Origin of the sequence: Aeromonas sp. SE22, from assembly GCF_038739755.1 — a bacterium.
GTDB classification, from domain to species: domain Bacteria; phylum Pseudomonadota; class Gammaproteobacteria; order Enterobacterales; family Aeromonadaceae; genus Aeromonas; species Aeromonas jandaei.
In genome coordinates, this window is the sequence record NZ_JBCGFD010000004.1 from 80,904 (window position 1) to 106,082 (window position 25,179).

The 25,179-nt window shown below is 57.0% G+C and carries 27 protein-coding genes, 1 tRNA gene and 1 riboswitch; of the genes, 23 read left to right on the top strand and 5 right to left on the bottom strand.

Annotated features, from left to right (window positions below; all coding sequences use genetic code 11):
- Positions 1-75 precede the first annotated feature (75 nt).
- The 4 genes from AAHA39_RS09840 (at position 76) to AAHA39_RS09855 (ending at position 3,940) form a co-directional block, all read left to right on the top strand.
- Entirely contained in the window at positions 76-1,641 is a 1,566-nt protein-coding gene (locus AAHA39_RS09840) for an AbgT family transporter (protein ID WP_320655932.1), read from the top strand.
- A 71-nt stretch (positions 1,642-1,712) separates the two neighbouring features.
- Positions 1,713-2,438, top strand: a complete 726-nt coding sequence (nfsA, locus tag AAHA39_RS09845) for an oxygen-insensitive NADPH nitroreductase (protein ID WP_320655933.1) — start codon at positions 1,713-1,715, stop codon at positions 2,436-2,438.
- A 189-nt stretch (positions 2,439-2,627) separates the two neighbouring features.
- Positions 2,628-3,392, top strand: a complete 765-nt coding sequence (locus AAHA39_RS09850; protein ID WP_033114550.1) for a hypothetical protein — start codon at positions 2,628-2,630, stop codon at positions 3,390-3,392.
- Positions 3,386-3,940, top strand: coding sequence for a VOC family protein (locus AAHA39_RS09855; protein ID WP_320655934.1), 555 nt, complete (start codon positions 3,386-3,388; stop codon positions 3,938-3,940). The genes AAHA39_RS09850 and AAHA39_RS09855 overlap by 7 nt, the downstream gene beginning before the upstream one ends.
- A 64-nt stretch (positions 3,941-4,004) precedes the next feature.
- Here AAHA39_RS09855 and AAHA39_RS09860 read toward each other — a convergent pair whose 3' ends face one another.
- Positions 4,005-5,219 (bottom strand): MFS transporter, encoded by a 1,215-nt coding sequence (locus AAHA39_RS09860; protein ID WP_320655935.1) that lies wholly within the window; start codon positions 5,217-5,219, stop codon positions 4,005-4,007.
- Positions 5,220-5,314: 95 nt separating this feature from the next.
- Here AAHA39_RS09860 and AAHA39_RS09865 point away from each other — a divergent pair, with 95 nt between their 5' ends.
- Together AAHA39_RS09865 and AAHA39_RS09870 are read left to right on the top strand one after the other, a co-directional pair.
- A complete protein-coding gene (locus AAHA39_RS09865; protein ID WP_219277320.1) occupies positions 5,315-6,190 on the top strand; it encodes a LysR family transcriptional regulator in 876 nt (291 codons plus the stop codon).
- Between the two features lie 76 nt (positions 6,191-6,266).
- The gene (locus tag AAHA39_RS09870; protein ID WP_320655936.1) at positions 6,267-7,214 is read left to right on the top strand and encodes a LysR substrate-binding domain-containing protein; all 948 of its coding nucleotides are present in this window, start codon (positions 6,267-6,269) and stop codon (positions 7,212-7,214) included.
- A gap of 78 nt (positions 7,215-7,292) precedes the next feature.
- On the opposite strand, the gene ribA is transcribed toward AAHA39_RS09870, so the two are convergent.
- Positions 7,293-7,886, bottom strand: a complete 594-nt coding sequence (ribA, locus tag AAHA39_RS09875) for a GTP cyclohydrolase II (protein WP_033114555.1) — start codon at positions 7,884-7,886, stop codon at positions 7,293-7,295.
- A gap of 258 nt (positions 7,887-8,144) precedes the next feature.
- Here ribA and cmk point away from each other — a divergent pair, with 258 nt between their 5' ends.
- The 6 genes from cmk to pyrF all read left to right on the top strand — a co-directional run bounded on the left by cmk (position 8,145) and on the right by pyrF (position 13,318).
- Entirely contained in the window at positions 8,145-8,837 is a 693-nt protein-coding gene (gene cmk / locus AAHA39_RS09880) for a (d)CMP kinase (RefSeq protein WP_041207460.1), read from the top strand.
- 95 nt (positions 8,838-8,932) lie between these two features.
- On the top strand, positions 8,933-10,603 hold the full coding sequence (gene rpsA, locus AAHA39_RS09885) for a 30S ribosomal protein S1 (RefSeq protein ID WP_005299919.1): 1,671 nt from the start codon (positions 8,933-8,935) through the stop codon (positions 10,601-10,603).
- A gap of 92 nt (positions 10,604-10,695) precedes the next feature.
- Positions 10,696-10,980 (top strand): integration host factor subunit beta, encoded by a 285-nt coding sequence (gene ihfB, locus AAHA39_RS09890; RefSeq protein ID WP_005299934.1) that lies wholly within the window; start codon positions 10,696-10,698, stop codon positions 10,978-10,980.
- A 157-nt stretch (positions 10,981-11,137) separates the two neighbouring features.
- Positions 11,138-11,422 (top strand): LapA family protein, encoded by a 285-nt coding sequence (locus AAHA39_RS09895; protein WP_041207461.1) that lies wholly within the window; start codon positions 11,138-11,140, stop codon positions 11,420-11,422.
- A 9-nt stretch (positions 11,423-11,431) separates the two neighbouring features.
- A complete protein-coding gene (gene lapB, locus AAHA39_RS09900; protein ID WP_320655937.1) occupies positions 11,432-12,598 on the top strand; it encodes a lipopolysaccharide assembly protein LapB in 1,167 nt (388 codons plus the stop codon).
- A gap of 18 nt (positions 12,599-12,616) precedes the next feature.
- Entirely contained in the window at positions 12,617-13,318 is a 702-nt protein-coding gene (gene pyrF / locus AAHA39_RS09905; protein WP_320655938.1) for an orotidine-5'-phosphate decarboxylase, read from the top strand.
- Between the two features lie 9 nt (positions 13,319-13,327).
- On the opposite strand, the gene rrtA is transcribed toward pyrF, so the two are convergent.
- Entirely contained in the window at positions 13,328-13,885 is a 558-nt protein-coding gene (gene rrtA / locus AAHA39_RS09910) for a rhombosortase (RefSeq protein ID WP_320655939.1), read from the bottom strand.
- On the opposite strand from rrtA, the gene AAHA39_RS09915 reads away from it, so the two are divergent.
- The 5 genes from AAHA39_RS09915 to AAHA39_RS09935 all read left to right on the top strand — a co-directional run bounded on the left by AAHA39_RS09915 (position 13,884) and on the right by AAHA39_RS09935 (position 16,760).
- The gene (locus AAHA39_RS09915) at positions 13,884-14,507 is read left to right on the top strand and encodes a tRNA-uridine aminocarboxypropyltransferase (RefSeq protein WP_320655940.1); all 624 of its coding nucleotides are present in this window, start codon (positions 13,884-13,886) and stop codon (positions 14,505-14,507) included. The two genes, rrtA and AAHA39_RS09915, sit on opposite strands and share 2 nt — an antisense overlap.
- Before the next feature lie 20 nt (positions 14,508-14,527).
- Positions 14,528-15,235, top strand: coding sequence for a 7-cyano-7-deazaguanine synthase QueC (queC, locus tag AAHA39_RS09920; protein WP_320655941.1), 708 nt, complete (start codon positions 14,528-14,530; stop codon positions 15,233-15,235).
- A gap of 61 nt (positions 15,236-15,296) precedes the next feature.
- Complete coding sequence (queE, locus tag AAHA39_RS09925; RefSeq protein ID WP_320655942.1) at positions 15,297-15,968, top strand: 7-carboxy-7-deazaguanine synthase QueE; 672 nt, start codon at positions 15,297-15,299, stop codon at positions 15,966-15,968.
- Between the two features lies 1 nt (position 15,969).
- Positions 15,970-16,200: a DUF3820 family protein gene (locus AAHA39_RS09930; RefSeq protein ID WP_033114563.1), complete on the top strand. Its 231-nt coding sequence runs from the start codon at positions 15,970-15,972 to the stop codon at positions 16,198-16,200.
- Positions 16,197-16,760 (top strand): cob(I)yrinic acid a,c-diamide adenosyltransferase, encoded by a 564-nt coding sequence (locus AAHA39_RS09935; RefSeq protein WP_320655943.1) that lies wholly within the window; start codon positions 16,197-16,199, stop codon positions 16,758-16,760. The genes AAHA39_RS09930 and AAHA39_RS09935 overlap by 4 nt, the downstream gene beginning before the upstream one ends.
- 68 nt (positions 16,761-16,828) lie before the next feature.
- Here the strand turns inward: AAHA39_RS09935 and AAHA39_RS09940 are convergent, their stop codons facing one another.
- Positions 16,829-17,233, bottom strand: coding sequence for an H-NS family histone-like protein (locus AAHA39_RS09940; RefSeq protein WP_033114565.1), 405 nt, complete (start codon positions 17,231-17,233; stop codon positions 16,829-16,831).
- A 302-nt stretch (positions 17,234-17,535) separates the two neighbouring features.
- Positions 17,536-17,707, top strand: a riboswitch (Lysine riboswitch).
- 88 nt (positions 17,708-17,795) lie between these two features.
- On the opposite strand from AAHA39_RS09940, the gene AAHA39_RS09945 reads away from it, so the two are divergent.
- Positions 17,796-19,376 carry a Na+/H+ antiporter NhaC family protein gene (locus tag AAHA39_RS09945; protein WP_320655944.1) on the top strand — a complete coding sequence of 527 codons (1,581 nt, stop codon included), beginning with the start codon at positions 17,796-17,798 and terminating at the stop codon, positions 19,374-19,376.
- Between the two features lie 91 nt (positions 19,377-19,467).
- Complete coding sequence (locus tag AAHA39_RS09950) at positions 19,468-20,049, top strand: thymidine kinase (protein WP_041207468.1); 582 nt, start codon at positions 19,468-19,470, stop codon at positions 20,047-20,049.
- Between the two features lie 68 nt (positions 20,050-20,117).
- On the opposite strand, the gene AAHA39_RS09955 is transcribed toward AAHA39_RS09950, so the two are convergent.
- Complete coding sequence (locus tag AAHA39_RS09955) at positions 20,118-21,455, bottom strand: flavohemoglobin expression-modulating QEGLA motif protein (RefSeq protein ID WP_219277309.1); 1,338 nt, start codon at positions 21,453-21,455, stop codon at positions 20,118-20,120.
- A gap of 188 nt (positions 21,456-21,643) precedes the next feature.
- On the opposite strand from AAHA39_RS09955, the gene AAHA39_RS09960 reads away from it, so the two are divergent.
- The 4 genes from AAHA39_RS09960 (at position 21,644) to htpG (ending at position 25,158) form a co-directional block, all read left to right on the top strand.
- Entirely contained in the window at positions 21,644-22,069 is a 426-nt protein-coding gene (locus AAHA39_RS09960) for a YbjN domain-containing protein (protein WP_033114573.1), read from the top strand.
- A gap of 134 nt (positions 22,070-22,203) precedes the next feature.
- A tRNA-Ser gene (locus AAHA39_RS09965) sits at positions 22,204-22,291 on the top strand.
- Positions 22,292-22,475: 184 nt separating this feature from the next.
- The gene (gene recR, locus AAHA39_RS09970; protein ID WP_005346280.1) at positions 22,476-23,078 is read left to right on the top strand and encodes a recombination mediator RecR; all 603 of its coding nucleotides are present in this window, start codon (positions 22,476-22,478) and stop codon (positions 23,076-23,078) included.
- 166 nt (positions 23,079-23,244) lie between these two features.
- Positions 23,245-25,158: a molecular chaperone HtpG gene (gene htpG / locus AAHA39_RS09975; protein ID WP_320655945.1), complete on the top strand. Its 1,914-nt coding sequence runs from the start codon at positions 23,245-23,247 to the stop codon at positions 25,156-25,158.
- Positions 25,159-25,179 lie beyond the last annotated feature (21 nt).

Genomic DNA, 25,179 nt, shown 5'->3' on the forward strand with positions numbered 1-25,179 from the left:
GCAGTGCGTCATAGGTGTTAACGGTAAGGATTGCTAGCATGCGGCCTCATTTCTAGGGAAAGGAGAATCGCAATAATGAGTCATGCTGCAACCAAGGCCCGCCCGGCCAGCCCACCCAGTGGCTGGCTGAACCGTTTCCTCAATGGCGTCGAGAAAGCCGGGAACAAGTTACCCGACCCCGCCATGCTGTTTCTCTACGCCCTGCTGATCGTCTGGGTCGGCTCCTGGGTGTTGTCCCAATTCCAGTTTGATCTGGTCAATCCCCGTACTGGCGAAGCGGTAGTGGTCAACAACCTGCTGACTGGCGCCGGTCTGGCCGAGTTTCTCTCCACCATGGTCACGACCTTTACCGGCTTTGCCCCGTTAGGCATCGTGCTGGTGGCTATGCTGGGGGTAGGGGTGGCCGAGCAGTCCGGTTTTATCAATACCGGCCTGAAAAAGCTGCTGAAAGTGACCCCGGCCCGTTTCCTCACCCCCATGTTGATCCTGGTGGCCATCGTCAGTCATACCGCAGCGGATGCGGGGTATGTGCTGGTGATCCCCATTGGCGGCATCATCTTCCACGCCGCGGGGCGTCATCCGCTGGCGGGTATCGCTGCCGCGTTTGCCGGTGTTTCAGGCGGTTTCGCCGCCAACTTCCTGCCATCCGGTGGCGATGCCTTGCTGCAGGGCTTTACCCAGTCAGCTGCGCAAATCCTTGACCCCGAGTACATGGTCAATACCCTGTGCAACATCATCTTTACCGGTGCATCCTCCCTGCTGATCATCTGCGTCGGCTGGTTTGTCACCGAGAAGGTAGTGGAGCCCCGTCTCAAGCATGTCGAGCTCAATGACGATCTGGAGAGTGCCGACGAAATGGGAAGCTACACCGCTCAGGAGAGCCGTGCTTTCAACTGGGCCGGGTTTGCCATGCTGGCTGCCATCGTGCTGCTGGCGCTGGCGCTCTCCCCGAGCGATTCCCCGCTGCGTGCTGCCGATGGTTCGCTGACCACTTTTGCCGCCCCCGTGATGAAATCCATCGTGCCGCTCATCTTCCTGCTCTTTATCCTGCCCGGGATTGTCTACGGCTTCGTGGCGGGCAACTTCAAGAGCGGCAAGGATGTGATCGATGCCATGTCGGCCACCATGAACAAGATGGGCTCCTACATGGTGATGGCCTTCTTCTGCGCGCTCTTCATCAAGGCGTTTGGCGATTCCAATCTGGGCACCCTGCTGGCCCTTTCCGGTGCCGAGGTGCTCCATGCACTGGCGCTGCCCGGTGAAATCACCATTGTCGGGATGATCCTGCTGACCGCGACCGTCAATCTGGTGGTGGGGTCGGCATCCGCCAAGTGGGCGCTGATCAGCCCCATTCTGGTACCTATGCTGATGGCTGTCGGGATCTCCCCCGAGCTGACCCAGGCGGCATACCGTGTCGGTGATTCCGCTTCCAACATCATCACCCCGTTGATGGTCTTCTTCCCGCTGGTGGTGGTCTATTGCCAGCAGTATGTGAAGAGCACCGGGATCGGCACCCTGGTCTCCATGATGCTGCCTTACTCGCTGGCCTTCCTGGTGAGCTGGACCATCTTCCTGCTGCTCTACTGGGCACTTGGCTTCCCGCTCGGGTTGCAAGCACCGTATGTCTATCCGGCCCCCTGAACGGGGTATGCGAGGGAGCCTTGGGCTCCCTCGTTTTTTTCGTTATGGTGTTACCTCACTCTGGAGGTGCCATGAATCAGACCATCGATCTTATCCTTTCCCATCGTTCCATTCGTCAGTTCACTGCCGAGCCCATCAGCTCGCAGCAGCTGGATGCCATTCTGGCCGCCGCCCAGTCGGCATCGACCTCAAGTTTTCTGCAGGTGACCAGCATCATTCGGGTGACCGGGCCTGAAGCGCGCAAGCAGCTGGCACAACTGGCGGGCAATCAACCCTATGTTGAACAAGCGGCGGAGTTTCTGGTGTTTTGCGCCGATTACCACCGCCACGGCCAGATAGTGCCAGATGCCCAGACCGGCTATGCGGAGCAGCTGCTGATCGGTGCCATCGACGGTGCCATCATGGGGCAAAATGCCCTGCTGGCGGCGCAGTCGCTGGGGCTCGGCGGGGTTTATATCGGTGGTCTGCGCAACCATCCGGCCGAGGTGAGCGAGCTGCTGGGCTTGCCTGATCGGGTGATCCCGCTCTTTGGCCTCTGCCTCGGTCATCCTGCCCAGCAGCCTGAGCAGAAGCCCCGTTTGCCACGGGCACTGGTTGTGCATCAGGAGTGCTATCAGCGCGAGCTGGATCGCGACTTGCTGGCTCACTACGATCAGCAGATTGAGGCCTACTATCAGGCTCGCAGCAGCAACAACAAGCAGCAGACCTGGAGCGGCCAGATCCGTGCCATCCTGACCAAGGAGTCCCGTCCTTTTATGCTGGGCTTCCTGCAATCCCGAGGCTTTAACCTCAAGTAATGAGCCTGATGGGCGATACTAAAAGGGAGCGTGCATCTTGTGCGCCCCCTCTTGATCCTGCTATCTCTCCGGGAGCTGCCGCCCAGCTTGGTGACAAATCGTGGGCAAGGGGGGATCTGCAGGCTACCTTAAGTGGGTAAGCTGTTGTAGGATCACGCAATTGGATTGGGACAGGGGTTTGAACATCCTATGATTTTAACTTTGGTATTGCTGTCGATTGGCGCACTCCTGTTTTTGGTTATCGCCTATAACGTGGTGCAGCAATATAAGCAGAAAGCTGAGTCGGACAAGCGCCACGCGGTTGCCAGACACAAAACGGTGGCTGACGAGACCGAAGAGGTGCTGCTGAACGTCAATCTGGTGCCCTTTTCCAAAAACATGGTGCTGCTGATGCAACACCGCATTCTGGATGCCTATCGCGCCATTGCCCAGGTGATGCCAAACAGCCAGATCAAGCAGCGCATCATCGATGTTCAGACCCAGATCAAGAATGTGCAGGAGAACTACAGCGCGCAGGATGAGGGGCACTTCAAGACGCCCGAGTCCGATCGCCAGGCCATCCAGATGCTGCAGCTGGTCAAGAAGATGCGTGCCGTGCTGCGGGTCGAGCACAACAAGGGCAAGATTGATCCGCAAGGGTTTGCCCAGGAAGATCGCCGCCTCGAGCTGATGCAGCTGAAGATCAATATCTCGAATCTGGTCAAGCGGGCGATGGATGCCCGCATTCAGGGCCAGTACGGCACTTGCCGCCAGCTCTACACCAAAGGGCTCTCCGCCATGGCCAGCGTAGTGGACAAGGATCCCTATCTGCTGGCTCGAGAAGAGGATATGCGGCAGGGGCTCAAGGAGCTCGAAGAGCTGCAGCAGCAAAACAGTGCGCAGGATCTGCAAAACATCAAGGACAAGGAAGCCGACGAGCTCGATGTCCTGTTTCAACCCAAGAAGAAATGGTAAGCATGTCTCACCCACTCGATTCTACTTTGGGGCCGATGGCCCCTTTTGTTTCCCGGTTGCTGGCTGAATTGGCCAAATGTGGCCTCTCTTTCACTGAACCTCACATCGATCACCTCTGCTATCGTGCCGCTACCTTGCCCGAATATCAGCACCTCAACGAGTTGCTGACGGGGGCAGGGGAGTTGTTGGTGGAGGGGATGATAGGTGGCCGTCCCATCGCTACTTATCAGCTGCATCAGCCAGTGCAGGTCGGAGCGGTACGCGTTCCCTGCATCGAGCTGGCTGCGCCCAAACCGGGCCGCACTCATCAGGCCGGGCTTGAGCATATCGAGCTGGTGGTGCCTTCCCTTCAGGCGCTGGTGGAGTGCCATCCCAAGCTTCCCTTTAAAACCGGCAACATGCTGGATAGTCGCAATCCCGATGTGGCGCTGATGCTGCCTTCCGGGCAGATCAAGTTTCACCTGCGCCCGCTGGCGGAGGTGATCGCCGAAGAGGTGGCCACTGGCTCGGTAGTGGCGGTACCCGACGACTATTTCGAGACCCACTAAGGGCTTGGAAGATTGATATCGGATGAAGAGAGGGGCACCCGGGGGCCCCTCTCTTTTTCTTTGTTTACGCAAAGTGGTGAGGCGTCAGCTCATGCTCGCCGCGTTGTTTCAGACGGCCTAGCCAAATCCCAAGGCCTGCGGTCAGGAGCAGCACCAGCTCGATCCCCAGCACCAGACCGCCCAGCCCTCCCTTCTCCCAGAAGGGGTGGAGGTAGAGCCCGCCCAGACTGGCGCCCAGATAGTAGGCCACCAGATAGAGGGAGGAGGCGAGCGCCCGATTGTGTTCGACATGGTGGCCGACCCAGGCGCTGGCACAAGCGTGCGCCATGAAAAAACCGAAGCTCGAGATGAGCAGGCCGCTCAAAATGGCGGGCAGAGTGCCTTGCAGCAAGCAGAGGCTACCGAGCGCCATGAGGGCAATGCCGCCAAGCAACATGCGCTGTGCACCCCAGCGATTGGCGCAGCGACCGCTGAGAGAAGAGGCGACCGTACCCGAGAGATAGGTGAGAAAGAGCATGCCGAGCCACTGGGTCGGCAGGGAGAAGGGGGGCTTGGCCAGCAAAAAGGTGAGATAACTGAACTGGTTCAAAAAGACCATGAAATTGAGCCCGCCAATCAGATAGGCCCCCACCAGCAGCGGGTTGGTCAGATGACCACGCAGGGCGCGGGCAAACTGGCCCGGGGCCGGATTGACGGGAACAAAGCGGGCCTGTTTTGGCAGTAGCCAGAAGACCAGCGGCAAGAGCGACAGGCTGATCACGCCAACCCCGAGGAAGGTGTGTTGCCAGTCGCCAAACCAGCCGGCCAGCAGCCCGCCCACCACGCGCCCCGCGATCCCACCAAGGGAGTTGGCGGCGATATAGACTCCGACCGCCGAGAGCAGTGCCCGCTTGCTGAACTCCTCGCCCATATAGGCGATAGCTGTTGCCGGCAGGCCCGCAAGCAGCGCGCCTTGCAGCACGCGCAGTATGAGCAGGGTGCGAAACTGTTCGACGAGAGGGATCAGCAGGGAGAGCAGGATGGCCAGGGTGAGGGTTCCCAGCATGATCTGGCGACGGCCATGGCGATCCGCCAGTCGGGCACAGAGCAGCAGGGAGGTAGCCAGCCCGGCGGTACAGCCCGCCAGCGTCCAGCTGGCGGCGAGCGAGTTGACCGAGAAGACCTGAGCCAGCAGCGGGAGCAGGGGATGGGTTTGATAGAGATTGAGAAAGACCAGAAAGGATCCCAGGCTGAGCGCCAGGGTGGCGCGTATCCATTCACGACTACCGGCTTCGATCATTGCATATCGTCCTGACCATTTTTCATCAGGGTAAGGCACGCATAGATATAAATATAATATATTTAAGTTATCCATCTCATAAGATGAATTGATACATGGACCTGAAACAACTCACCTATCTGCTGGCGGTCAGGGATGCCGGCTCTTTTACCCGGGCGGCCAACAGCCTGCATGTGGCCCAGCCCGCCATCAGTATGGCCATTGCCAAGCTGGAGCAGCAGCTTGAGCTGCGCCTGTTCGACCGTCAGGACAGGGCGGTACGGCTGACGCCGGAGGGGGAGGTGCTCTGTCGCCACGCCGAGCGTCTGTTGTTGCAGATGCACCAGGCTGAGGCCGAGATGGCTGAGCTCAAGGGGCTGGAGCGGGGGGAGGTGCGTATCGGGATCCCCTACATGATGGGCTCTTACTACTTTCCTTCGCGCCTGATGGCTTTCAAACACCGCTATCCCGGGCTCAAGATCCGGGTGGAGGAGGCGGGCACCCGGGAGCTGCTGAGCCGGATGGTGGATGGCACTCTGGATCTCGCCATCCTGATCACCAGTGATCTGCCCCCGGCCATTGAAGGGGCCCATCTGCTGAGCGAAGAGATGTTGATGGTGGTGGGGGAGGATCATCCGCTGCGCGGCGCAGACTCCGTCACGCTCGCCCAGTTCTTTACCCAGGAGCTGGCACTGTTCCGGCGTGGCTTTTACCACCGGGAGCACATGGAGGCGCTGGCGCAGAAGCTGGGGGTTGAGCCCGACATCGCCTTCGAGAGCAACCTGATCCCCCTGCTCAAGGCTGTGGTGCGTCAGGGTTTTGCCGTGACCACCTTTTTGCGGATGGTGCTGGAGGAGGAGCCGGACTTGTGCGGCGTGCCTTTCGAACCTCCGATTTTTCTCGATCTCTGCGTAGCGTGGCGACGGGGTGATCCGCTCTCCATGGCCAACCGTGCCTTGCGCGATTTCTTGCTCAAAGATCGCCCGGCCTGATGGGGCCGGGTCGTATCGACAGTGGGCTGGCAAAAGTTGTTTACTATTAGTGGTGTCTCCGCCAGAGGATTGCGCCATGAAGCTGCAGCAACTGCGTTATATCGTCGAAGTGGCGAATCACGGCCTTAATCTGTCGGCGACAGCCGAGAGCCTCTATACCTCCCAGCCCGGGATCAGCAAGCAGGTACGAATGCTGGAAGATGAGCTTGGCATCCAGATCTTCGAGCGAAGCGGCAAGCATCTGACCCGGATCACCCCGATCGGTCAGGAAGTGCTCAAGGTCGCGACCGACGTGCTGGAGAAGGTGGCAACCATCAAGACGATGGCGAGGGCTCATATCCACCCGGAACAGGGACAACTCACCGTCGCCGCGACCCATCTGCAAGCTCGCTATATTCTCCCCGACCTTATCAAGGGATTTACCGCCCGTTTTCCCAAGGTGACGTTCACCCTGATGCAGGGAGATGCAGCAACATGTTGCAGTGCCCTGCAAAGCGGTAGCGCTCACCTGATGTTGCTTGATGATATCGAAGAGCATCACGACGAGGTGTTGCTGATCCTGCCGAGCTTTCGCTGGCTGCGGGGGCTGGTGGTGCCAGCGGGCCATCCTGTGGCGGCACGCTCGCCGAGTTCACTGGCTGACTTGGGCAATGTGGCGCTGATCAGCGACGGACGATCATTGGCTCCAACGTCAGCCCATCATGAAGAGCATCGCATAGCCTGTCTGGCCAGTGACAGCGACGTGCTGAAAACCTATGTCAGGCAGGGGATGGGGTTTGGGATCATGGCAATGCTGGCCCGGGAAACGGGCCGCGATGATGATCTGGTGATGAAGGCGCTGCCCGATCTGCCGGCCGGTATGGCGGCTATTGGTCTGCGCAGAGGGGCATTCGTGCCAGCCTATCTTTATGATTTTATTGCACGGCTTGCTCCGACGCTCAGCCGTGAACGGCTTGATGCGTATCTTGCCGCACCGAATCAGCGGGAGTGGCAGGCGCTGCTGGCCACCTTGCCCGAGCGCTGAGAGGCCTGTAGTACAAATAAAAAACGCCTCCACAGGGAGGCGTTTTTCATTGCCGGTCAGCATCTCTGTCAGCCAACATCACTTTTTCAACATGTGATCCAGTTTGCTGGCCTTGGTCGAGAGGTAGAATTCGTTGTGGGGATTGCGCCCCTCCTGCAGGGGAACTCGCTCGGCCACCGGAATGCCAAAGGATTCCATCGCCTTCATCTTGCGCGGGTTGTTGGTCATCAGCTTGAGGGATTGCACCTCCAGCTGTTTGAGCATGTCGGCACAGATGGTGTAGTCGCGCATGTCGGCGGCAAAGCCGAGCGCTACGTTGGCCTCAACGGTATCAGCGCCCTGATCTTGCAGGTGATAGGCGCGGATCTTGTTCAACAGGCCGATACCGCGACCCTCCTGACGGACATACAACAGCACGCCGCGGCCCGCCTTGGCGATGTTCTCCAATGCGGCCTGCAGCTGGAAACCGCAATCACAGCGCAAACTGAACAGGGCGTCGCCGGTCAGACATTCGGAGTGAATACGCCCGAGAACGGGTTCAGCACCAGTGATATCGCCCATCACCAGGGCTGCGTGATCCTTGCCTGTGCCGGTTTCCTGAAAACCTACCAGCGTGAAGGTGCCCCAAGGGGTTGGCAACTTGGATTTGGCCACTAGGGTAACGCTGCTCATAGGTTGCTCCTTACTACAACTGCTCAGAAAAAGGGGCCCAGTTTAGCGCGCCTTCTGGATGACGACCATAAGAACAAGTCCCCGCATTGATTAATGAAATAGTGAAGCAAATCAACAGATGGCGTCGTTGGTATCCCTATTTTCCCCTTTTGCGCAAATCTGGTGACAGATAACTGCCAGCGCCGGCACATTCGGGTATAATCGGCGCCCATTAACTCGCTCCAAGGAGCGGGAGCAACATTGTGCAGGAGAGAAGTTATGCCTCAGATGGCCCCCGTAATGACAATTGATGGCCCAAGTGGTGCGGGCAAGGGCACCTTGTGCCAGTTGCTGGCAGAAAAGCTGGGTTGGCACCTGCTCGACTCCGGCGCCATCTATCGGGTGTTGTCACTGGCTGCCCTGCATCATGATGTCGAGCTCGATTCCGAAGCCGCGCTGGTGCCGCTGGCCGCCAATCTGGATGTGCAGTTTCAGGTGGAAGGTGATCTGGTCAAGGTGATCCTGGAGGGGGAGGATGTCTCCCGTACCATCCGGACCGAGCAGGTCGGCAACGCCGCCAGTAAAATCGCGGCATTCCCGCGCGTGCGTGAAGCGCTGCTGCGCCGTCAGCGGGCATTTCGTCAGGCGCCGGGGCTGATTGCTGATGGCCGTGACATGGGTACAGTGGTTTTCCCTGAAGCCGAAGTGAAGATTTTCCTCGACGCAAGTGCCGAAGAGCGGGCTCAGCGCCGCTATAAGCAGTTGCAAGATAAGGGCTTTGATGTTAACTTTGAGTGTCTTTTAACCGAGATCCGTGAGCGTGACGATCGCGATAGAAATCGCGCCGTTGCCCCCCTGAAACCGGCAGAAGATGCTCTCGTGGTGGATTCAACCACCATGACCATAGAAGAGGTACTGGCAACAGTGCTCGCCTATGCAGAGCAACAACTCGGAGATGCCAGCGCAAGCTGACATCCGGTCGTCTGCACCATGGATGGCGCAGATTATTAAAAACAACCCCGCTTGTGCTGGATGACAAGTGGATGTTTCATTTGTGACATAAACTAATGATCGAATCTTTTGCTCAACTCTTTGAAGAGTCCCTGAACGCCGTTGAAACCCGTCAAGGTTCCATCGTCAAGGGTACTGTCGTTGCTATCGAGAACGGTTTCGTACTGGTTGACGCCGGTCTGAAATCCGAGTCCGCTATCCCGGCTGAAGAATTCAAGAACGCCATGGGCGAGCTGGAAATCAACGTAGGTGACTCCGTTGACGTGGCTCTGGACTCTATCGAAGATGGTTTCGGCGAAACCAAGCTGTCCCGCGAAAAAGCCAAGCGCCACGAAGCCTGGCTGCAGCTTGAAAAAGCTTACGAAGAGCAAGCTACCGTTATCGGTATCATCAACGGCAAGGTCAAGGGTGGTTTCACCGTTGAGCTGAACGGCATCCGTGCCTTCCTGCCGGGTTCTCTGGTTGACGTGCGTCCGATCCGTGACACCGCTCACCTGGAAAACAAAGAACTCGAGTTCAAAGTCATCAAGCTGGACCAGAAGCGCAACAACGTTGTTGTTTCCCGTCGCGCAGTGATCGAAACCGAGAACACCTCCGAGCGTGAAAGCCTGCTGGCTAACCTGCAAGAAGGTCAAGAAGTTAAGGGTATCGTCAAGAACCTGACCGACTACGGTGCATTCGTAGATCTGGGCGGTGTTGACGGCCTGCTGCACATCACCGACATGGCGTGGAAGCGCGTTAAGCATCCTTCCGAAATCGTCAACGTTGGCGACGAGATCGCTGTCAAGGTTCTGAAGTTCGACCGCGAGCGTACCCGTGTATCTCTGGGTCTGAAGCAACTGGGCGAAGATCCGTGGGTTGCTATCGCCAAGCGTTACCCGGAGACCACCCGTCTGTCTGGCCGCGTGACCAACCTGACCGACTACGGCTGCTTCGTTGAAATCGAAGAAGGCGTTGAAGGCCTGGTACACGTATCTGAGATGGATTGGACCAACAAGAACATCCACCCGTCCAAAGTTGTTAACGTTGGTGACGTGGTTGACGTGATGGTTCTGGACATCGACGAAGAGCGTCGTCGTATCTCCCTGGGTCTGAAGCAGTGCAAATCCAACCCGTGGCAGCTGTTTGCTGAAACTCACGCCAAAGGCGACCGTGTTTCCGGCAAGATCAAGTCTATCACTGACTTCGGTATCTTCATCGGTCTGGACGGCGGCATCGACGGTCTGGTTCACCTGTCTGACATCTCCTGGAACAACCAGGGCGAAGAAGCAGTTCGTGAATTCAAGAAAGGCGACGAGATCGAAGCCGTTGTTCTGCAAGTTGACCCGGAGCGTGAGCGCATCTCCCTGGGCGTCAAGCAGATCGAAGAAGACCCGTTCAATAAGTACCTGTCTGACAACAAGAAAGGTGCTATTGTGAAGGGTAAGGTTACCGAGGTTGATGCCAAAGGTGCCGTTATCGAACTGGCTGACGGCGTAGAAGGCTACCTGCGTGCCTCCGACGCTGCTCGTGACCGCGTAGAAGACGCCACTCTGGTGCTGTCTGTTGGTGACGAAGTTGAAGCTAAATTCATGGGCGTTGATCGTAAGAACCGCACCGTAAGCCTGTCTGTCCGTGCTAAGGACGAAGCTGACGAGCGCGTTGCTATCGATAACCTGAACCAGCAAGAAGAAGTTGTGTTCAGCAATGCTATGGCTGAAGCGTTCAAAGCCGCCAAGGGTGAGTAATCCTTGATGCAAGAAAAGGGCGGCATTGCGCCGCCCTTTTTTATCCTGGCAAAATGATTATTGCATGTGATCGGGGAAGGAGATTTAACGTTATGACCAAATCAGATCTCATCGAACAACTGGCAGCCAGCCGCATGCATATGCCGGCCAAGGATGTCGAAGCCGCCATCAAGGAGATCCTTGAGCAGATGGCGTCGACCTTGCAAAACGGCGACCGGATTGAAATCCGTGGATTCGGCAGTTTTTCACTGCACTATCGTGCCCCTCGTGTGGGCCGTAACCCCAAGACCGGGGACAAGGTTGAACTGACCGGGAAATATGTCCCGCACTTCAAGCCTGGCAAAGAGTTGCGCGAGCGCGTCAACATCATCGAATAATGCGAAAATGGGCATACCTCGGGTATGCCTTTTTTGTTTTTGGCACACAAATCGTGCCAACTATCTTGTTTATCAAACTCTTTTCCCATTCACTCTAGAGTCTGCCTGTGATTTTAAGGATAATCAGCCTCTCATTAGATACTGACAGGGAGCTCTTATGAAGCGTATTTTGGCCCTCATTCCGCTGGTGCTGGTGTTTGTCCTCACCCTGGCGTTAGGCTCACAAAATGGCCAACTGGTTCAGTTCAATTACCTGATTGCTCAGGGCGAATTCTCCCTCGCCATGTTGCTGGGATTCTTTTTTGCCGGTGGTTTCATGCTGGGCTGGCTGGTATTCGGCTTGCTTTTCCTGCGCTTGAAGCTGCAAAACCGCACCCTCAACCGCACCATGCGTCGTCAAACCCGCGAGTTGGAGCTGGCCCGTTCAGCGGGTAAGGAATAATGTTCCTCAATGCTTGAACTGCTTTTCCTGCTGCTGCCCATTGCCGCCGGTTATGGCTGGTACATGGGGCGCAGGAGTGTTCGCCAGGACACCCAGAAACAGAGTAACCAGTTTTCCCGCCAATATGTGGCGGGCCTCAACTATTTGCTGTCCGATGAATCTGACAAGGCGGTGGATCTCTTTATCCAGCTGCTGGAAGTGGACAGTGAAACCATCGAAACCCATATCTCTCTCGGCAACCTGTTTCGCCAGCGTGGTGAAGTTGACAGGGCCATCAAGATCCACCAGAACCTGGTCACCCGCCAGTTGACTCGCGAGCAGCGCCAGCTTGCGCTGCAGGAGTTGGCCCGTGACTTTCTTGCCGCTGGTTTGCTGGACCGGGCCGAAGCGCTCTGGAACGAGCTGTGTGAAGACAGTGACTTCGAGGAGACGGCGCTGGCCCAGTTGTTGATCATCCATCAGCAACTGCGTGACTGGGACAATGCCATCTCGGTGGCGGTTCGCCTGCAAAAGTATCAAGGCAAGAAGCTGGCCGAACCTATCTCCCACTTTTATTGCGAGCAGGCTGAAAGCGCGCTGCGTGACGGCGACAAGTCCACTGCGCTTGCCAAGTTCAAGCGAGCGCTCAGCGTCAATTCGGGCTGTGCCCGCGCCAGTCTGCGTCTGGCTGAGCTGGCAATGGAAGAGGGGGAGTATGAACAGGCCAGCAAGGAGCTGCTGCGGGTATTTGAGCAGGACATCGATTTTGCCTCGGAAGCGATGCCCAAGCTGCTTGAGTGCTATCAGCAATTGGGGCGTACTTACACCCTGATCCCGCTGCTCGAGAAAGCGGTTGAAGAGCATGCTGGCGTGACGGTTACGCTGGCTCTGGCCCAGCTGGTCGAGGAGCGCGATGGCTTGAGTCAGGCTCGCGCCCTGGTGCTACGCCAGTTGCGCCGTCACCCCTCCATGAAAGGGTTCTATCAACTGGTCGGCTTTCAGCTGGCCAGTGCAGAGGAGGGGCCTGCCAAGGAGAGTCTCGAGCTGTTGCAGCAGCTGGTTGGCGAACAGATCAAAATCAAATCAACCCACAAGTGTCGGCAGTGCGGCTTTGCCACTCACTCGTTGTTCTGGCAGTGCCCATCCTGCCGGCAGTGGGGTTCCATCAAGCCGATCCGTGGTCTGGACGGTGAATAACCATCAATAGGAAGTGAGATGCTCGATCCAAAAGTACTGGTAGCGCTGGATTATCAGAACGAAGCTGATGCCTTGGCGTTCATTGAACGTATTTCTCCGGCCGAGTGCCGTCTCAAGGTTGGCAAGGAGATGTTTACCCTGTTTGGCCCGCAGTTTGTACGCCTGCTGGTTGCCAAGGGATTTGATGTCTTTCTGGATCTGAAATTTCACGATATTCCCAATACCGTCGCCAAGGCGGTAGCCGCCAGTGCCGAGCTCGGCGTCTGGATGGTCAACGTGCATGCCAGTGGTGGCGAGCGAATGATGCGGGCAGCCGTCGATGCGCTGCAGCCTTATGGCGACAAGGCGCCACTGCTGATTGGGGTGACTGTGCTGACCAGCATGGAACAATCCGACATGGCGCCGCTGGGCCTTGATGTGACCCCTGCCGAGCAGGTGATCCGGCTAGCCAGGCTGACCAAAGAGTCCGGGCTTGACGGTGTGGTTTGCTCGGCCAACGAAGCGCGCGAGCTGAAGGCGTTGCTGGGCGCTGATTTCAAGCTAGTGACCCCGGGGATCCGTCCAAGCGGCTCAGAAGCAGGTGATCAGCGCCGCGTGATGACGCCAAAAGCCGCTGTGGATGCGGGATCCGACTATCTGGTGGTTGGCCGTCCCATCACTCAGGCCGCAGATCCGGCGGCCATGCTGGCTGCCATCAATCGCGAGCTGGCGGGGGCGTAATCCCGGCCGTCACCGAGACCGGTGCAGGCCGAGTAGCAGGCCTGCACCTGCACCAATCAGATGAGATTCTATGTGGACTCTGGCACCGATCAGCGTCGATATAGGACTCTCGCCCGCATTGTAGAAATCCATTGCCAGCTTGAGCCCCACGCCAGCCAGCAACAGCCAACCCGATGTACGGCGACCATGGCGGATATCCTGGATGGCTCCCCAGACAAACAGTCCGTGCAGTGAGCCCGACAGCCCCATATACCACTGGGTGTGCGGGCACCAGAACCAGATCCCGAGCCCCACGGCACTCCAGAGCAGCAGCATCAGGAGTGGCAGCCGGTTATTGCCCAGGTAGTCGCGAAACAGGCAGTAGAGGATAATTAAACCTGCCAGATTGAGCAGCAGATGCCACAGATTGGTATGAGCCAGATTGCCTGTTATGATCCGCCACCCTTCACCGTGAGCAATCTCTGTCCGGTCGAAGGAGAGCTGGAGATCAGGCACGGTAAAAAAGAGCAGCAAGCTGGTGAGAGAGAGCGTGATAACCCAGAGCAATCCAGATTTTTCTGACGACATGAAACAGCCCAACGACAAAAACAGTCGATACTGTACACGCTGTGCCCGAGCCCTCAAAGCGTGCCTGTGTGAATATATCGTGCCACTTGAAAACCGTACGCCTCTCTTCATTCTTCAGCATCCCTATGAAGTGGCCCACCCAAAGGGCACCGCAGTACTGCTGGCTGCCTCGCTGCAGCAAGCAGAGATCCGGGTCGGGGAGGATTTTTCCGGCGATAGGTGGCTCAACGACCTGCTTGCCGACCCCTCTTTGCGCTGTTATCTGCTCTGGCCGGATGAAGAGTCCATTTCACCTGCTGAACTCAGAGAGAAGATGGCGAGCGTCTCACCAGCTGCGACCGCCGTAGCGTTTATTCTGCTCGATGGCACCTGGCGCAAAGCCTTTCGGATGTTGCAGAGCAACCCGGCACTGGCCCGCTTGCCGCGGATTGGGCTTGGCGCCATCGCAGGGCAATATGCGATTCGTAAAAAGCCGTTTCCTGAAGCCCTCTCGACGATAGAGGCGGGCTACCATCTGTTATCTCAATGGGAGGGCGAGCCCGAACGCTATGCCCCCCTGCTTACCCTTTTCGAACGGCTCAATACCCAGTGGCAAGCCTTTGCCGAGGGGCGCCGGACATGACATTGCAAGGAGTTCTCAGTATGAAAAAAGCAGTTGTGGTATTTAGTGGCGGTCAGGACAGCACTACCTGTCTGGTGCAGGCGCAGGCCAATTATGACGAAGTTCATGCGATCACATTCGACTATGGCCAGCGTCATCGGGAAGAGATCGATACCGCCCGCCATCTGGTGCAACTGCTGGGTGTCACCGCTCACAAGGTAATGGATGTTACCTTGCTCAACGAACTGGCTATCTCTGCACTTACTCGTGACGATATCCCGGTGAGCTGTGATCTGCAGGATAATGGCCTGCCCAATACCTTCGTGCCGGGCCGCAATATCCTGTTCCTCACGCTGGCCTCTATCTATGCCTATCAGGTCGGTGCCGAAGCGGTGATCACCGGGGTATGCGAGACCGATTTTTCCGGTTATCCCGACTGTCGCGACGAGTTCGTGAAGGCGCTCAATCAGGCGGTCTCCCTAGGGCTGGATCGCGGCATCCGTTTTGAAACTCCACTGATGTGGCTCGACAAGGCCGAAACCTGGGCGCTGGCGGATCACTATGGCCATCTCGATACGGTGCGCCAGCAGACGCTGACCTGCTACAACGGCATCGCTGGCGATGGCTGTGGCACCTGTCCCGCATGTAATCTGCGTAGCCGCGGACTGGACGGTTATCTGGCAGACAAAGCGGGGATCATGGCCAAAATGCGTGAGAAAACCGGACTGGGTGAGAAAAGCGGAGCATGAGCCTGCCTCTGGCTGATGATTGGGGTATAATCCGCGGCTTTTGCAACAAGCTGTGACCAAGATGCACTACCCAATCAACGAGATATTCCAGACCATCCAGGGGGAGGGGGTCTTTACCGGCCTGCCCGCCATCTTTGTTCGCCTGCAAGGGTGCCCGGTGGGCTGCCCCTGGTGCGATACCCGACATACCTGGGTGGTCGATCCTGCTCGTGAAGTGGGCAGAGTGCGTGTGCTGGATCGCTCCAACGAGTCGGATTGCTGGAGCCAGCTCACAACCGAGCAGATCCTTGCCAGCTTTGTCGAGCTTGGCTATCAGGCGCGTCATGTGGTGATCACCGGTGGTGAGCCCTGTCTCTACGATCTGACCGAGCTCTCGTCAGCGCTGTTGGCTGCGGGTTATCAGGTTCAGATTGAAACCAGTGGTACCAGCGAAATCAAGACTCATGAGCAGACCTGGGTCACGGTATCACCCAAGATCGGCATGAAAGGCGGGTTGCCGGTGCTGGTCTCTGCGCTTGAGCGGGCCAACGAGATCAAGCATCCGGTGGCAACAGAACATCATATTGAAGAGCTTGACGCTCTGCTGGTTACCGCAAACCTGCGTCCGGATGTTGTTATTGCATTGCAGCCTATCAGTCAGAAACCACGAGCCACCCAGCTCGCGATGGCAACCTGTATTGCACGTAATTGGCGACTCTCTATTCAGACCCATAAATATCTGGATATCGATTAATATGGAGTGGCTATCCGATGAGCAGGTGCTGCTTACCCTGAGCCATAAAATGCCTTACGGCAAATATCAGGGGCGGCGCATCATCGATATTCCGGAGCCTTATCTGGTGTGGATGGCCCGCAGTGGTTTTCCGGCGGGTAAACTGGGCCAGACATTGGCTCTTGCATACGAGATCAAGCTCAACGGGCTGGAGTCGATGATTATTCCCATTATTAACAGGATGTCAGAATGAGAATATATACCCGGCAGGGTGACAAGGGGATGACCCGGTTGGCAGATGGTACCCGTTTGGCCAAGGATCATTTGCGGGTAGAAACCTATGGCTATATTGACGAGCTCAACTCTCATATAGGTCTGCTGATTTGCGAGATCCCCCAGCAAGAAGCCGGTTTATTGGCGGATCTGCAGTTGTTGCAGCAAGAGCTATTTGATCTGGGCGGTGAATTGGCATTTTCCAGCGCAGCCCAAAATGAGTCAATTTGGCAAGTCAATGAGAGCTGGATTGTCAGACTGGAACAACAGATCGACAGCTACAGTGAACATTTGCCGCCGTTGCGCCAGTTTATTCTGCCTGGCGGTTCCCGTGCGGCTGCGCAGGCCCATGTGGTGCGGACGCTAGTTCGTCACTGCGAGCGCCTGCTGTTGACCCTGAGTCGCGAAGAGTGCGTGAATCTCGATGCGCTGGCCTATCTCAACCGGATGAGCGACTGGTTCTTTACTATTGCCCGTTATCTTATCTGCCGGTCAAAGGGACAAGAAGTATTCTGGATCAAAGCCACGGATCGCAGATAAACATTCAGAACATAGCCAATAAAAAACCTCGCAATAGCGAGGTTTTTTATTGGTATCTATCACTGAAATCAGATAGCGAAATCTTCCAGTGATTTACCTGCTTCAACTGCTTTGGCAATAGCAGAAGGCATACGACCCTGACCGGTCCAGGTCTTCTCTACGCCGTTATCATCATAACGATATTTGGCAGGGCGAGGGGCGCGCTTGGCTTTTTCTGCCTTGGCTGGAGTAGCTGCAACAGCGCTGACCAGCTCTGCAGGATCAATACCGGCAGCTTTCAGCATTTCGGTATATTCATTGATTTTACGCAGATGCTCTTCACGAGCCTGACGCTCAGCGGCTTCATCCTGCTGACGTTCGGCAACGATTGCTGAGAGTTTTTCCAGCGCTTCTTCCAGCTGCTCCAGAGAGAGTTCACGGCAGGTGGCACGCAGACTGCGGATATTAAGCAGCACTTTCAAAAATTCATTCATAGGATTGTCCACGTCAAGTCAGAAGGAAATATTATGTTCATCCTGATTTTTACGTGTCACTTTAAATAAGTCAAGAAGGGCAAAAATAATAAGTAGAAGATAAATCGTCATCACGAGAGATTATATTCGGCATTCAATCATATTAATGGATGCTTATGAGGCTTTGATTGGTTAAATGTGTCGCAAAAAGAAGCGAAGCTGCATCAATTGACTACCTTTTTGGGTGCTAACGTCATACATCATGATTATTTAATCAAAAAACTTGCTATAAGCTGCCAGCTGGATAAAATGTCTCTCGAATACCTTTAAGTAGAGGCGCGCTGCCTATGACTACTTGTGCGGAGGGTGATGCCGATGATGCACAAGGAAAGGAGTCAGCGCCGAAGTGGCCAGGCCATCATACCGGGCTGCTGGTTCTGCATCTAATAGGTGCAGGACTGCCATAGTCATCCACTATGGAGCGCTACCTGAAGGGGCTGAGGAGTATAACCTCCCCATAGGTTTTGTTTCTTTAGATCCTCTCGGTAGATCTCCACCTGTTTTCTTTAGGTGAAAAGAGATCATGGACATTAGTCATTTTGCCGACTCCGGTTGGTCCGTACTTCCCCCCTTATTGGCTGTCGCCTTGGCGATCCTGACCCGCCGCGTGCTGTTGTCGCTTGGCGTCGGTATTTTAACCGGCAGTCTGTTGCTCAATCAGTTTTCTCCTCTCGACTCCCTGCAATATCTGCTGGGTACCGTGCTGAAGATTTTCTGGGTTGATGGCGCACTCAACCGTGACAACATCAACATGCTGCTCTTTATGCTGCTGCTTGGCGGTCTCATCAGCCTGATGAGCGTATCCGGTGCAACCCGTGCCTTTGCCGAGTGGGCCGCCAAGCGCGCCAAGACCCGCAAAGGGGCCAAGACCCTCACCGGCATGATGGTGTTTGCCTTCTTTATCGATGACTTCTTCCATAGCTTGTCGGTGGGTGCTATCTGCCGTCCGGTGACCGACCGCTTCCAGATCTCCCGTGCCAAGCTGGCTTATCTGCTGGACTCAACCGCTGCGCCAGTCTGCGTATTGATGCCGATCTCTTCCTGGGGCGCTTATATCATCGCGCTGGTTGGTGGCATCATGGCGGCCCACGGTCTGACCGATCAGAGCCCCATCTCTGCGTTCGTCGAGATGATCCCGATGAACCTCTACGCTGTCTTCACCCTGATCATGGTGCTGGTCGTCATCGCGTTTCAGCTCGATATCGGCCCGATGCGTCAACACGAACAGTGGGCGCTGGAAGGCAAGCTGTGGGATGAATCCAAGGGGCGTCCCATCGGGCTGGATATGGAGAGCCCGGAGGAGAGCAATGGCGGCATGATCGACATGGTGCTGCCGATCCTGACTCTGACCACCGCCACCGTCTATTTCATGATTGACTCGGGTGCCGCTGCCCTGAGCGAAAAGGGCCTGCCTTTCAGCTTGCTCGGTTCGTTTGAAAACACCAATGTGGGCTCCTCGCTGGTCTATGGCGCGATCTGCAGTCTGGTGGTCTCCATCGGTTTGGCGATGCGTCTGAAGCTCGGCGCCAAGAACTGGATCAAGGCCGCCCCGCAAGGCGTTATGGCCATGTTGCCGGCCATCAATATCCTGCTGTTTGCATGGACCATCGGTGCCGTAGTGCGCGATGTGGAGACCGGCAAGTACTTGGCATCTCTGGCCAACGGCAATCTGCCAATCGAGGTGCTGCCGGCTGTGGTCTTCATCCTCTCCTGTGCCATGGCGTTTGCCACCGGCACCAGTTGGGGCACCTTCGGCATCATGTTGCCGCTGGCCGGTGACATGGCTGCAGCGAGCGATATCAGTCTGATGCTGCCGATGCTGGCAGCTGTTTTGGCGGGCTCGGTGTTCGGGGATCACAGCTCTCCCATCTCCAGTACCAGCATCCTCTCTGCGACGGGGGCAGGTTGCCATCACATCGATCACGTGATGACCCAGCTTCCCTATGCACTGGCCATCGCCTTCGGTGCCGCTCTCGGTTATCTGGTGATGGGGTTGATGCACTCCGGTTTTGCCGGTTTCAGCGTCAGCGCCCTCTGGTTTGTGCTCTTTACCAGTTACCACCTGAAAAAGGCCAAAGCGCAGCCAGCGCTCGCGACGGCATAACATTAATAGAGCAAGGGGCCCACGGGCCCCTTGGTTTTGGCGGGGGCTTTGGTTAGCATGCGCCCCATAAATTCAGTTTCGGAACAGTATCATGGCTTCACTGCACTACAAGTTTGCCACCATGAATTCAGGCAAATCGACCCAGCTCATTCAGGCACACTTCAACTATCTGGAGCGGGGGATGCACCCGCTGGCCATGACCCCTGCCATCGACGATCGTTTCGGTGTCGGCGTGATCAGTGCCCGGGTGGGTCTCGAGCTGAGAGTGGAAGTGTTCAGCGATACCTGCGATCTGTTCGAGATGGTCAAAGAGCGCCATGCCAACAAGCACATCGATGTGTTTATCGTGGATGAGGCTCAGTTCCTGACCAAGGAGCAGGTCTATCAGCTGGCCCGTATCGTTGACGAGCAGGATATTCCGGTGATTGCCTATGGCCTCAAGACCGATTTTCGTGGCGAGTTGTTTCCCGGCTCCTACCATCTGCTCTGTCTGGCTGACAAATTCGAAGAGCTGAAGAGCATCTGCTGGTGTGGCAACAAGGCGCATATGAACTCCCGGGTCAATGAAGCCGGGCAGGTGATGCGCGATGGCGAGCAGGTAGAGATCGGTGGTAACGATCGCTATGTGTCGCTCTGCCGCAAACACTATCTGGAGGGGCGGGCGTTCAAATAACCCGCGTTTGGACAAGGTATGAATAAAATGGGGCGCCAATCTGGCGCCCCTTTTTCTCTATTTGCCGTTCAGTCGATCTCGATATCGACGGGGGCAATGATGGGATCAGCCACTGGCAGGCGGTGAAACAGCTGACGAAAGTGCTGCTGTACTCGGCCGATATCGACCAGCGACATGCCGGAGGCAAAGCCAAACCAGACATAGAGGCCGGTGAGATCGCGAAACATCGGCGGCAGGTAGCGGGGCGCGGCGATCAATCCCTCCAGATAGTGCTGATAGATCACCGGAATATCGTCCAGCGTCACCTTGCCGACAAACAGCATCGGCAGGATCTCGGGCACTCCTTCCAGCACGGCGCTGCGGATGAAGTTGACCGTTTCCACATAACCCCGCACATAGGAGAGGTCCTTGGTAAAGCAGGCGCCCCCTTCGACCATGCCGCCGCGAAATACCCGCTGGGTGATCTTGTAGGCATCGTGCTCGCTGGTACCCTGGCCTACAAAGTGCTGAAACACCTCGATAAAGTCGGCTCCATGCTCGGCCATGTCGATGGCCATAACCCGATCGGAGATGCGCTTGGCCCGATCCGGGAAGGAGCTAAAGGTGAGGGTCTCTATCAGGACGGCCAACCCCTCCTGACAGGCGGTAATACGCGGCGAACCTGCGCTCAGCCAGGTAGCGTAGGGCTGCTGGCGGCCGTTTAGGGTGGTGCCCACATGTACCCACCCCTCATGCACTTCCAGCACTTGCAGATCGAGCTCGGAGAAGCGGGCGTGGGAGTTGAGCTTGATGTAATCGCCGCCGGCCGCTGCATCCGACACGATGCCATCGCTCAGCTTGACCTGTACTGTGCCGTCACTGAAATAGCTCGACAGCTTGCCCTGCAATTTGGCCACCGCCGCTTCCCCTTCGAACTCCTTGGGGTAGGGGCGTACCAGATGGCGAGCGCCGGGCAGGGAGAAGATATCGCACAGGCGAGCACCCAGCTCCTTGAGGGTCTTGCGATCGCCGCGCAGATGATCGCTGGCCGAGCCGTAGAGCAGCTGGCTATAACGCTGAAAATCGGACTGGCCGCGCTGGCGCAGCATCTCGATCACCACCATGTATTGATCGACCGTCTCTTGCAGAATGAGCCCCAGATCATCTTGTGGTCCCAGTTTTCTGCGGATCCTGTCTCGCAGCTCCTTGAGTTCGAGGTATTTGTTGCGTGGCTCAAAGCCAAGCGGGAGGGACTCGTAGAAGCGGCGGTCGATGGCGGGCAGGGTACGCCCCCCATCGGCCAGAAAGCGCTCCTGGGTCTGTCGTGGCCACTTGATGGCATCCAGAATGCGAATGGGTTTTTGCAGGGCGAGCAGCTCATCCGAGAGGGATTTCAGATGGAGGCGATACTTTTCTTGGATGGTCATGGGGCCCCCTGTGGGGCAAGCGTAGCCGTGGATTGGGCTGAGTATATGCATAGCGCTTGCCAAAAAGAAGCAAGCTGCGCGGTTATTGGGCTGGCGTGCTTTTGGTTGCCGGAAAATTGGTTTAGACTGCGCCCCTCGATCCCAATCTTGTCGTGGAAATAATGAATATCCCCAGCTCCGAAATGATCATGCGTTGGTTGCAACAGGCTCGCATCGAGCACTACGTTTGCGATCAGTGCCATGGTATCCACATTGTCTCCTTGCAGTCGGTCGATGGCATTCAGGAGAGCCGGATCTTCGTGGAAGAGGAAGGTCTGCTGTTCTCATCCGAGCTGGAAGTGCGTCCTTCGGCCCTGTTGCCGCTGGTGGCTGAACTCGGTCGCTTTAATATGCAGTACCCCTCGCTCAAGGTATTCCTCGATATCATCGACGACAACCTGCCGCGTCTGGTCATTGGCCACACCGTGTTTACCAAGGCGGGCCTGAGTGTCGAGCAGTTCCTGCTGTTTGTGCAGAGCACCATTGCCGCGACCCATGAAGTGGTTTCCGAATGCGAGCGTTTGGGCTTCCTCAACCTGCCTGAAATGCAGGTTGCGCCGGAATCTGTACATTAATTCCGCGAACGTTCTGTTTTGCCAAAAAAGCCGTTGACGCGGGCGGGGCTTTCCCCTAAATTACGCCCCGTTCCAGCGCAACGGCGCAGCGAACACAGTGTTGGCTGAACACGATAAACAACAGACCAAAATTTGGTGAGGTGTCCGAGTGGCTGAAGGAGCACGCCTGGAAAGTGTGTATACGGCAACGTATCGAGGGTTCGAATCCCTCCCTCACCGCCAAATTGCAAAGCCCTGACGGAAACGTCAGGGCTTTTTGTTATCCGCGTTTTTTGTGGACTCTGTTGGCAAGCCGATAGCGATGGGCGGCGGGCTCGGGTATAGTCCTGCGCCAGTTGTGTTATCCAGTTCAGCTTACCCGCGGTTATCCAGAGAGTTGTGCGGGTTGGCCAGTGTGAGGTGTGTTATGAAATTCAGTCCCCTGCTCGACGAGATGATGAAAGCCCTGCAGGTACTGCCGGGGGTGGGGCCCAAATCGGCACAGCGGATGGCCTTTACCCTGCTTGAGCGCGAGCGCAGCGGCGGCTTGCGGCTGGCTCAGCTGCTCTCCCGCGCCCTGACCGAGATTGGTCACTGCAGCCACTGCCGCACCTTTACCGAGAACGATCGCTGCGATATCTGCGCCAATCCCAAGCGGGAAGAGAACGGTCTGCTTTGTGTGGTGGAGAGCCCGGCGGACGTGGCTGCCATCGAGCAGACCGGCCAGTTTTCCGGTCGTTACTTTGTGCTGATGGGCCATCTGTCGCCGCTCGATGGTATCGGCCCCGAGGAGCTGGGGCTCGATATTCTGGAGCGCCGCCTGAAGGATGAGGCGATCAGCGAACTGATCCTCGCCACCAACCCCACCATCGAGGGGGATGCCACCGCCTGGTATATCGCTGATATGGCCCGTGCGGCCGGGGTAGAGGTGAGCCGCATCGCCCATGGCGTGCCGGTGGGGGGCGAGCTGGAGCTGGTGGATGGCACCACGCTCTCCCACTCCCTGATGGGGCGTCAGCGCCTCAAATAAGGGGCGGGCATAGGGCTGTATCATTGCGGCTTGATCAGAAAATCGGCAGTTGAATGGAAAAAGGGGGCGAATGAGCAGGATTGCGCATTCGCCCCCTTGATATTTGGATCGCTGTCCCCATCTAGGTTGGGCGTATGTTCAACCCGATGTTTCTGAGGATTGGTCCATGACCCAAAGTGTTCATGCCGAAACCCACGGCTTTCAAACTGAAGTCAAACAACTGCTGAGCCTGATGGCTCACAGCCTCTACTCCAACAAAGAAGTATTCCTGCGCGAGCTGATCTCCAACGCATCCGATGCGGCGGACAAGCTGCGCTTCAAGGCGCTTTCCGATGCCTCTTTGTTCGAAAACGACGGCCAGTTGCGTGTGCGCCTGGTGGTGGACAAAGAGAAGCGTACCCTGACCATCTCCGATAACGGGATCGGTATGACCCGTGATCAGGTGATCGAGCACCTGGGTACCATCGCCAAGTCCGGCACCGCAGAATTCTTCAAAAACCTCTCCGGCGATCAGGGACGCGACTCCCAGCTGATCGGCCAGTTCGGGGTCGGTTTCTACTCCGCCTTTATCGTTGCCGACAAGGTGACCGTGGTTTCCCGCGCCGCCGGTACTGCTCCGGAGCAGGGCGTGCAGTGGGAATCGGAAGGCGAAGGTTCCTTCACCGTGGCTGACGTGACCAAAGCCGGTCGCGGTACCGACGTTATCCTGCACCTGCGTGCCGAAGAGGACGAGTTCCTCGACGACTGGCGTCTGCGCTCTGTGGTGAGCAAATACTCCGACCACATCAGCGTGCCGGTGGAAATGTACAAAGAGGGTACGCCGGATCGCGAAGAGGATGGTGAAACCATCGTCGGCACCCCGGGTGAGTGGGAGCAGGTCAACCGCGCGACTGCACTGTGGACCCGCAACCCGAAAGATATCAAGGACGAGGAGTATCAGGAGTTCTACAAGCACGTCGCCCACGACTTTGAAGATCCGATGCTCTGGGGTCACAACCGGGTGGAAGGGGCGCAGGAGTACACCAGCCTGCTCTACGTACCGGCCCGCGCACCGTTCGACCTCTACAACCGCGAGCAGAAGCACGGTCTGAAGCTCTACGTACAGCGCGTCTTCATCATGGACGACGCCGAGCAATTTATGCCGACCTACCTGCGCTTCGTCAAAGGGGTGCTGGACTCGAACGATCTGCCGCTCAACGTCAGCCGTGAAATCCTGCAGGACAACAAGGTGACCGCCTCTCTGCGCAAGGCTTGCTCCAAGCGCGTCCTGACCATGCTCTCCAAGCTGGCGAAAGATGATGCCGAGAAGTACGCCAAGTTCTGGAGCGAGTTCGGCAATGTGCTCAAAGAGGGCCCAGCCGAGGATTACGCCAACCGCGAAGAGATCGCCAAGCTGCTGCGCTTTGCCAGCACCGCTGGTGAAGGCGAGGCCCAGACCGTCTCTCTCGAGGATTACGTTGGCCGCATGAAGGAAGGTCAGCAGAAGATTTACTACATCACCGCCGACTCTTATGCCGCTGCCAAGAACAGCCCGCACCTCGAGATCTTCCGCAAGAAGGGTGTCGAAGTGCTGCTGATGTGGGAGCGGGTGGATGAGTGGCTGATGAGCCACCTGACCGAGTTCGACGGCAAGCAGCTCATCTCCGTCACCCGTGGCGAACTGGATCTCGGCGATCTGGAAGATGAAGCATCCAAGCAGGCGCAGGAAGAGGCCGAAAAAGCCAACGCCGGTCTGGTTGAGCGGGTCAAGAAGAGCCTCGGTGAAGCGGTGAAAGAGGTGCGTGTCACCCATCGTCTGACCGACTCCCCCTCCTGCATCGTCACCGACGCCTACGGCATGAGCACCCAGATGATCAAGCTGATGCGTGCCGCCGGCCAACCGGTACCGGAGCAGAAGTACATTCTGGAGCTCAACCCCGACCATGCGCTTGTGAAGAAACTCGACACCATTCAGGACGAGGCACTGTTTGGCGAGTGGGTCACCCTGCTTCACGAACAGGCCCAGCTGGCCGAACAGGGCGGGCTGAACGATCCGGCGAGCTTCGTCTCCCGCATCAACCGCCTGTTGCTGCAAGCCTAAGCCGCGACTCCGATAACAAAA

Bases quoted from the DNA above. Each gene is read 5' to 3' on its own strand.
- AAHA39_RS09850 (WP_033114550.1), top strand. From the start codon at position 2,628: ATGATTTTAACTTTGGTATTGCTGTCGATTGGCGCACTCCTGTTTTTG.
- AAHA39_RS09860 (WP_320655935.1), bottom strand. From the start codon at position 5,219: ATGATCGAAGCCGGTAGTCGTGAATGGATACGCGCCACCCTGGCGCTC.
- AAHA39_RS09930 (WP_033114563.1), top strand. From the start codon at position 15,970: ATGGAGTGGCTATCCGATGAGCAGGTGCTGCTTACCCTGAGCCATAAA.
- AAHA39_RS09960 (WP_033114573.1), top strand. From the start codon at position 21,644: ATGCGTTGGTTGCAACAGGCTCGCATCGAGCACTACGTTTGCGATCAG.
- ihfB (WP_005299934.1), top strand. From the start codon at position 10,696: ATGACCAAATCAGATCTCATCGAACAACTGGCAGCCAGCCGCATGCAT.
- AAHA39_RS09865 (WP_219277320.1), top strand. From the start codon at position 5,315: ATGGACCTGAAACAACTCACCTATCTGCTGGCGGTCAGGGATGCCGGC.
- queE (WP_320655942.1), top strand. From the start codon at position 15,297: ATGCACTACCCAATCAACGAGATATTCCAGACCATCCAGGGGGAGGGG.
- AAHA39_RS09940 (WP_033114565.1), bottom strand. From the start codon at position 17,233: ATGAATGAATTTTTGAAAGTGCTGCTTAATATCCGCAGTCTGCGTGCC.
- htpG (WP_320655945.1), top strand. From the start codon at position 23,245: ATGACCCAAAGTGTTCATGCCGAAACCCACGGCTTTCAAACTGAAGTC.
- cmk (WP_041207460.1), top strand. From the start codon at position 8,145: ATGCCTCAGATGGCCCCCGTAATGACAATTGATGGCCCAAGTGGTGCG.
- rpsA (WP_005299919.1), top strand. From the start codon at position 8,933: ATGATCGAATCTTTTGCTCAACTCTTTGAAGAGTCCCTGAACGCCGTT.
- ribA (WP_033114555.1), bottom strand. From the start codon at position 7,886: ATGAGCAGCGTTACCCTAGTGGCCAAATCCAAGTTGCCAACCCCTTGG.
- queC (WP_320655941.1), top strand. From the start codon at position 14,528: ATGAAAAAAGCAGTTGTGGTATTTAGTGGCGGTCAGGACAGCACTACC.
- AAHA39_RS09840 (WP_320655932.1), top strand. From the start codon at position 76: ATGAGTCATGCTGCAACCAAGGCCCGCCCGGCCAGCCCACCCAGTGGC.
- lapB (WP_320655937.1), top strand. From the start codon at position 11,432: ATGCTTGAACTGCTTTTCCTGCTGCTGCCCATTGCCGCCGGTTATGGC.
- nfsA (WP_320655933.1), top strand. From the start codon at position 1,713: ATGAATCAGACCATCGATCTTATCCTTTCCCATCGTTCCATTCGTCAG.
- pyrF (WP_320655938.1), top strand. From the start codon at position 12,617: ATGCTCGATCCAAAAGTACTGGTAGCGCTGGATTATCAGAACGAAGCT.
- AAHA39_RS09935 (WP_320655943.1), top strand. From the start codon at position 16,197: ATGAGAATATATACCCGGCAGGGTGACAAGGGGATGACCCGGTTGGCA.
- AAHA39_RS09855 (WP_320655934.1), top strand. From the start codon at position 3,386: ATGGTAAGCATGTCTCACCCACTCGATTCTACTTTGGGGCCGATGGCC.
- AAHA39_RS09895 (WP_041207461.1), top strand. From the start codon at position 11,138: ATGAAGCGTATTTTGGCCCTCATTCCGCTGGTGCTGGTGTTTGTCCTC.
- recR (WP_005346280.1), top strand. From the start codon at position 22,476: ATGAAATTCAGTCCCCTGCTCGACGAGATGATGAAAGCCCTGCAGGTA.
- AAHA39_RS09945 (WP_320655944.1), top strand. From the start codon at position 17,796: ATGGACATTAGTCATTTTGCCGACTCCGGTTGGTCCGTACTTCCCCCC.
- AAHA39_RS09870 (WP_320655936.1), top strand. From the start codon at position 6,267: ATGAAGCTGCAGCAACTGCGTTATATCGTCGAAGTGGCGAATCACGGC.
- AAHA39_RS09950 (WP_041207468.1), top strand. From the start codon at position 19,468: ATGGCTTCACTGCACTACAAGTTTGCCACCATGAATTCAGGCAAATCG.
- AAHA39_RS09955 (WP_219277309.1), bottom strand. From the start codon at position 21,455: ATGACCATCCAAGAAAAGTATCGCCTCCATCTGAAATCCCTCTCGGAT.
- AAHA39_RS09915 (WP_320655940.1), top strand. From the start codon at position 13,884: ATGAAACAGCCCAACGACAAAAACAGTCGATACTGTACACGCTGTGCC.
- rrtA (WP_320655939.1), bottom strand. From the start codon at position 13,885: ATGTCGTCAGAAAAATCTGGATTGCTCTGGGTTATCACGCTCTCTCTC.